Raw genomic sequence first — 6,677 nt, forward strand, 5'->3', positions numbered from 1 at the left:
TCTTTTTTCTAACCTAGCCATGTTGCGCGCACTGAAAGTCTGGTAATTTATCCAGTTTTCTAGGGTGCCGCGACATGGCTAATTTTCGCACGCATATAACGGTTGCAGCAGCGGGCGGCACGCTAATGGCTTACGTTGGCTGGCAGGCGCAGTGGTGGGTAGCTCCACAAGCCCTGCTAGTCATTGCCCTGGTGGCCTTTGGCGGTATTCTCCCCGATATTGATGCTGACCGTTCTCGCTCTATCCGGCTGATTTTTAATATTTTATCAGTGCCTTCGCTGGTGCTGGGTGTGCTGTTGCTGCAGCCGTGGTTAACACCTGGGCTACTGCTCGTGGCGTGTGGTGGGATTTACTTCAGTGTGCGCTACTTGGCAGCCGTGCTTTTTTCACGCCTGACAGTGCATCGAGGTATCTGGCATTCACTCATGGCGGCAGGGCTGTGTGCGTTGGCTACGGCTGCGCTAAGCTTTCACTTGCTTGCCCAGCCTGCCTGGCTGGCGTGGGGCCACGGGGCTGCAGTACTGTTTGGGTTTATTATTCACTTGAGTTTGGATGAACTGTTTAGCGTCGACCTCGAAGGGGCGCGCTTAAAGCGCTCTTTCGGTACTGCGCTAAAGCTTGGCGATAGCCGCCGTCCACTTTCCAACCTATTAATGTTGATCACCATGCTTATCTTGGTGCCCTGGGTGCCGCCTTGGGGAGTGCTGGTTGAGCTATTTCATCAGGGTTCGCTGCTGTGGCGATAGTCGCCAGCGCTTAAACCGTGCTTTTTGAGCTTGTCATAAAACGTTTTGCGGGGGATTCCTAAATGGTGGCAAACATCCGTCACTCGTCCTTGGTGGCGCGCTAGCGACTGACTGATCAAGCTCTTTTCAAACAGCTCTACTTGGCGGGGTAGCGTTAGCTCTTGAGTGTCGGCAGCGACACCCTCCAGCAGGGCATCAAGACGGTAGTCAAACGCGGCTCCCAGCAGTACATAGCGCTCGGCTAGGTTACGCAGTTCACGCACATTTCCCGGCCAGTCGTGGGCCAGGAGGGTGGCAATGGCGTGGCTATCTAGAGTGGGCGCTTCAAGCCCGCTGCGATTCGCCGCCACCACGGCAAAGTGTTGGAACAGTAAGGGAATGTCTTCTCTTCGCTCGCGAAGTGCTGGCAGCGGTAGGGTGACTACGTTTAGCCGGTAGTAGAGATCTTCGCGAAAGCGCCCCTCTTCGGCGGCGACTTTGAGGTCGACTTTGGTGGCGGCAATCACACGGATATTGAGCGGAACAGCTTCGTTGGCGCCTAACCGTTCTACGCTACGCTCCTGAAGCACTCGCAGCAATTTCACCTGAAGTGCCAAGGGCATGGACTCAATCTCATCTAAAAAGACGGTGCCGCCGTTAGCGTGCTCAAATTTACCAATTCGCCGCTCTACCGCCCCTGTGAAGGCGCCTTTCTCATGGCCGAACAGCTCGGACTCGATGGTGTTTTCCGGCACCGCGCCGCAGTTGATGGCCATAAACGGACTGTTACGTCGGGCGCTGCGCTCGTGAATCGCTCGGGCAACCAAGTCTTTGCCGGTGCCCGTTTCGCCAAACAGCAGCACGTCGGCTTCCACTTGGCTGATGCGCTGAATCATCGCGGCAAGCCTTGAGATCACTGGCGTTCGCCCAACCAAGCGCGGGCCCAGTGCGGCTTGCTGCACCTCTAGCTCGGCTTTCAAGCGCAGGTTTTCGAGGCTTAGCTGGCGCTTTTCGATGCCACGTCTCACCACATCCAGTAGTTGGTCGCCAGCGAAGGGCTTTTCCAGAAAGTCCCAGGCGCCTGCACGCATGGCTTCTACGGCGGTCGAAATGTCGCCGTGACCGGTAATCAGAATAATCGGCAGCGTGGCGTCGCGGCTATGTAGCTCATGCAGCAGCGCCATGCCGTCCATCCCAGGCATGCGAATATCACTCACAATGACACCAGGAAAGTCATTCGGCAGCGCGGCAAGCGCCTGTTCGGCCGATTCAAAGCAGTGGGGCGTATAGCCCGCAAGTTCTAACGTTTGGCTGGCGGTGATACGCAGATGCGGTTCGTCGTCGATCACCATGACCGGCAGCGTCGACGGCTCATGCATGGGGTTGATTCTCCTGTTTTAGGCGGGCAGTAGAGGGCTCCGGGGCCGTTGAGCGTGGCAAGGTGACTGTGAAACAGGCGCCACCCGTAGCGAGATTCGTGGCCTGCAGCTTGCCGCCAAGATCTTCCATAATACGCGAGGAAATAGAGAGTCCTAGCCCTAACCCGCTACCGGGTGCTTTGGTGGTAAAAAAAGGCTCAAAAATATGCCCAAGATGTTGCTTGGTAATGCCGGGGCCGTTGTCAGCGACGCTGATGACCACCTGATCTTTGATCACTTCTGCGCGCAGCGTGAGCACCGGCGAAGGCGTCTCTTTCATCGCCTGCAGTGCATTGCCGATCAGGTTAACCAGTACCTGCTCTAGGCGGACTAAATCAGCGTTTACCCAAAGCGTTGCTTCTGCCCATTGCTGCTCCACCTGAACGCTACCCTCTTTCAGGCGGCTATGAAACAGGCGCAGGGCATACTCGATGCAGGCTTGTACGGAGATGGTCTCCTGCCGCTCGCTGCTTTTGCGAGAGAACTGGCGTAGCTGGGCGCTGATATCGGCCATTCGTTCAGTGAGCTCAACAATCTGCGCTAAATTGGCGTCGGCGCTCTCAATCCGCGATAGCTCAATAAAGCGCCGTGCGTTTTCAGCATAGGCACGAATCGCTGCTAAAGGTTGGTTGAGTTCGTGGTTAATCCCGGCGGCTAACTGCCCAAGCACAGCGAGCTTAGCGGCTTGAATAAGCTCATCTTGGGTTTGGCGTAAGTTGGCCTCTGCTCGCCGCCGTTCTTCAATTTCATCCGAGAGGCGTTGGTTGCTGGCGACTAAGTCGCGGGTACGACGCTCGACGCTGACTTCAAGCTCATCTCGCACGTGGGCTAACGTTTGGCGCTCCCGCTCGGCAAACGCTTCACGTTCCCGGCGTAGTCTCAGGCGTTGCCAGCCAATGCCCCCTGCTAGGGCGATGACGCCGTAGAGTCCTCCCGCCATGAAGGCAGCAATCCACTGGGCGTTCATGACCGGTGTCAGTGGCTTGAGAATATGCATTTGCCAGCCAAACTCAGGAATGGGGCGCGTGAGGCTTAAATAGCGCCCGCCGCTGAGAGGGCCATGGGCAAAGCTCACTAGGTAACTACCGGGCCCGTATGGGGTATTCAATTGAATCCCAGACGGCGTTAGCGGCTCCATGGCATAACGGCGGGTTTCGCGGAGCGCGTCGCGCTGCTCGTCGCTCAGCGGATAGAGAGCGTTCATGCGCAGTTCGGGGTGGCTGGCCATAAAGATGATGTTGTCGCTGTCGGTGACGAACAGCTCGGCGTCCTGCTCGGCCCAGCTCTCCTCGACGTCATCAAGCAGCACTTTGACGACGATCACGCCATCCGGCTTGGCATCGGGAGAGGTATCATCCAACCAAACCGGAGAGGAAAAGTAGTAGCCGCGCTCTAACGACTGGATCCCAAGCCCAAAAAAGCGTCCCTGGCCACCCGCGATGGCATCGGAGTAGTAGCTGCGAAACGCGTAGTTCTGACCAATGAAAGTGTTGGGGCGATGCCAGTTGCTAGCCGCGATGGTGTCGGCATCGCGATCAAGCAGGTAAACGTCCGAGACGCCTGAAGTGAAACGAAAACGATCCAGCAGCAGGTTGAGTGGCATAGGGTCTTGGCTATCCGGAGAGGCAAGAAAGCGCTGAATACCCTCTCGGGTGGCGAGCATTTGCGGCAGGTAGTCGTAACGCAGCAGGTAGCCGTTCAAGTTGGCCGCGGAGAGGCGTAGCTCGTTCTCGGCATCATCCTGAAGATTCGAAAGTGCCTGTTCACGAGCGAACTGAGCCGCCTGCCACATAAACAGCAGTAGCCCAACGGGAATGGCGATAAGCCATAGCAGACGCCAGCGCCACTCGGTGCTGCTGACGTGACTACTCATGCGGGACTATTAGTGGCTTGGGCACGACGTAGAGCGCGCTGAGCGCGAGTTTCGGCTCTAGCCATCTCAAGCAGCCCTTCTTCTACATACACTAAGTGCTCGTGGGCGCGGGTTCGAGCATCTTCAGCGCGGCCCTCTAAAATGGCATCCAGCAAGGCACGATGCTGTTTCATTAGCTGGGTACGCGAGTCGGGTTTGGCGAACAGGTGGGCCAAGTTATCCACGATGCTCTGTTCCAGCAGATGAAAAATGCCGCGGATCGTGTGAAGCAGCAGAACGTTATGGGCAGCCTCCGCAATAGCTAGGTGAAAAGCCGCATCTAGCTTAGCCTCTTGAGCCGGGTCAGCCCCCACAAAGCCACCATCAAGCTCTTCAAAGCGCTGAATCAAGACAGCTTTATCTGCAGGCGTCGAGCGTAGCGCGGCATAGTAAGCAGAAATACCCTCCATGGCGTCGCGAAACTCAAGCAGGTCGAGATGAAATTCATTGTGGCGCGACATCATCTCTAATAGCGGATCCGTGTAACCATTGTTCAGCGTTTCATTAACAAATGTGCCACCACCCTGGCGGCTAGTGAGCAAGCCGCGAGCCGCAAGCTTTTGAATTGCTTCTCGAAGTGAGGGCCGAGATACCCCAAAACGTTCAGCGAGTTCACGCTCGGGTGGCAAGCGCTGGCCCGGCTTCAGGCTGCCTTCCAGGATCATGGCTTCAAGGCGTTCAGTAATCACATCAGCTAAGCGCTGTTGGCGGAGCGGTGGGTAAGTCATTGGTGAGGGTCCACATAATTGGTAAGACCAATGGTAGGGGCTTCAATGATTTGTCTCAATAGTAAAACGCTAACAAATGGATGGCTAACGGTACTGTTTATGCGGTTTGAAACTAAAGTATATAGCTGAAAAGCGCTATAGAGCGTGATGCCGGTTTGACACAGCGGTAACCTCTCACTAATGTTGAATCTGATTTTTTGTAAATTGGTAAAACCAATTTTAATCTGAGGCGCTTAACACCAACGCTTCGATGACCGTTTGTAGATAGTACTTATAAATAGTGCATCTATTTATTGCATAGGGCCTGCCATGATCATTTCAGCACCGACGGACTACCGCCAAGCTGCCAAGCGCCGTATCCCTCCCTTTCTTTTTCATTATGCTGACGGTGGGTCATACGCAGAGCATACGCTGAACCGAAATGTTGAGGATCTCGCAGGTATCGCATTGCGGCAGCGTGTGCTGAAGGATATGTCGTCGCTATCACTCGAAACCGAGCTGTTTGGCGAAAAAATGGCGATGCCTCTTGCGCTGGCGCCGGTGGGCTTGACGGGGATGTATGCAAGGCGTGGTGAAGTGCAGGCAGCTCGGGCGGCCACCAAAAAAGGCATACCATTCACGCTCTCGACAGTATCGGTGTGCCCTATTGCGGAAGTAGCCGCGGCAGTTGACCGCCCCATCTGGTTTCAACTTTACGTGCTAAAAGATCGCGGCTTTATGAAGCATGTGCTGGAGCGTGCTAAGGCCGCAGGCGTGAAGACACTGGTTTTTACGGTTGATATGCCGGTTCCAGGAGCGCGTTATCGTGATGCGCATTCAGGCATGAGCGGTAAAAGTGGACCCATGAGGCGAATGCTGCAAGCCGCGCTGCATCCTTTATGGGCCTGGGACGTGGGGGTTCATGGTCGTCCACATGATCTAGGTAATGTGTCTGATTATCGTGGTAAGCCTACAGAGCTTGAGGACTATATAGCTTGGCTAGGTGACAACTTTGATCCCTCTATCTCTTGGAAAGATCTGGATTGGATTCGTGAGCAGTGGGATGGCCCGATGATCATTAAGGGGATTCTCGACGCTGAAGATGCGCGTGATGCAGTGCGTTTCGGCGCAGACGGTATTGTGGTTTCGAACCATGGCGGTCGTCAGCTAGATGGTGTTCCCTCTACTGCGCGTGCCCTTCCTGCTATTGCGGATGCAGTTAAAGGCGATCTGACGATCCTGGCCGACTCCGGGGTGCGCAACGGGTTGGATGTAGTAAGGATGATTGCTATGGGAGCCGATACAGCATTGATTGGCCGTGCCTTCATTTATGCGCTGGCCACTGCTGGGGAGGCGGGTGTCGCCAATTTGCTAGAGCTTTTCGATAAAGAGATGCGGGTTGCGATGACGTTGACAGGCGCGCGAACGATAGCTGACCTTAGTTCCGAATCGTTAGTATCTGGCGCTATAAAAGAACTTGAACACCCTATCAGGTAGCCGGTAATCAGCTTGATAGAGCGGTGTTGGCATTTTTTTACAAAAGCCCTTGCCAACCCGGCCGCGAATCCGTAAAGTACGCATCCGCTGCCGGGGACGCCAAGCGTTACCAGCGGTAAATGAGGTTGAAAAACTTCTGGTTTGTCAAGAAGTTAGAGCCGTCTTGTTATAGTTTAAGTCGCTCGCTTCACTCGCTGAAAACAGCGGTTGACAACCACCAGGAAATGCGTAGAATACGCCTTCCTCGCTGAGGCAACACGGTTCAGGTCACCGAGCCAGCACAGCGAAACAGCTCTTTAACAATTTGATCAGGTAATTCATGTGGGCGCTTGCCGATGAGGGTGATAAGTCACCAAATATCAAGGCAAGCGGTCATGAGAACGAAAGTTTGAATGAATTCGTTTGAACCTTGAGCCAA

The 6,677-nt window shown here is 54.9% G+C and carries 5 protein-coding genes; 2 read left to right on the plus strand and 3 right to left on the minus strand.

The window, feature by feature from the left end:
• Positions 1–74 precede the first annotated feature (74 nt).
• Entirely contained in the window at positions 75–746 is a 672-nt protein-coding gene (locus NH344_RS15610) for a metal-dependent hydrolase (RefSeq protein WP_044630445.1), read from the plus strand.
• Here NH344_RS15610 and NH344_RS15615 read toward each other — a convergent pair.
• The 3 genes from NH344_RS15615 to NH344_RS15625 are packed head-to-tail and all read right to left on the minus strand — an operon-like array spanning position 722 to position 4,783.
• Positions 722–2,104, minus strand: a complete 1,383-nt coding sequence (locus tag NH344_RS15615; protein ID WP_044630446.1) for a sigma-54 dependent transcriptional regulator — start codon at positions 2,102–2,104, stop codon at positions 722–724. The two genes, NH344_RS15610 and NH344_RS15615, sit on opposite strands and share 25 nt — an antisense overlap.
• A complete protein-coding gene (locus NH344_RS15620; RefSeq protein WP_137094864.1) occupies positions 2,097–4,016 on the minus strand; it encodes an ATP-binding protein in 1,920 nt (639 codons plus the stop codon). The genes NH344_RS15615 and NH344_RS15620 overlap by 8 nt, the downstream gene beginning before the upstream one ends.
• Positions 4,013–4,783: a GntR family transcriptional regulator gene (locus NH344_RS15625; RefSeq protein WP_044630448.1), complete on the minus strand. Its 771-nt coding sequence runs from the start codon at positions 4,781–4,783 to the stop codon at positions 4,013–4,015. Before NH344_RS15625 ends, NH344_RS15620 begins: the two co-directional genes overlap by 4 nt.
• 309 nt (positions 4,784–5,092) lie before the next feature.
• On the opposite strand from NH344_RS15625, the gene lldD reads away from it, so the two are divergent.
• Positions 5,093–6,259, plus strand: coding sequence for an FMN-dependent L-lactate dehydrogenase LldD (gene lldD, locus NH344_RS15630; protein ID WP_058576723.1), 1,167 nt, complete (start codon positions 5,093–5,095; stop codon positions 6,257–6,259).
• Positions 6,260–6,677 lie beyond the last annotated feature (418 nt).

It is taken from the genome of Halomonas sp. Ps84H-12, assembly GCF_024124725.1.
GTDB lineage: Bacteria > Pseudomonadota > Gammaproteobacteria > Pseudomonadales > Halomonadaceae > Vreelandella > Vreelandella aquamarina.

Excerpts from the sequence above, each read along its gene's own strand:
- NH344_RS15610 (WP_044630445.1), top strand. The coding sequence starts at position 75 with ATGGCTAATTTTCGCACGCATATAACGGTTGCAGCAGCGGGCGGCACG.
- NH344_RS15615 (WP_044630446.1), bottom strand. The coding sequence starts at position 2,104 with ATGCATGAGCCGTCGACGCTGCCGGTCATGGTGATCGACGACGAACCG.
- NH344_RS15620 (WP_137094864.1), bottom strand. The coding sequence starts at position 4,016 with ATGAGTAGTCACGTCAGCAGCACCGAGTGGCGCTGGCGTCTGCTATGG.
- NH344_RS15625 (WP_044630448.1), bottom strand. The coding sequence starts at position 4,783 with ATGACTTACCCACCGCTCCGCCAACAGCGCTTAGCTGATGTGATTACT.
- lldD (WP_058576723.1), top strand. The coding sequence starts at position 5,093 with ATGATCATTTCAGCACCGACGGACTACCGCCAAGCTGCCAAGCGCCGT.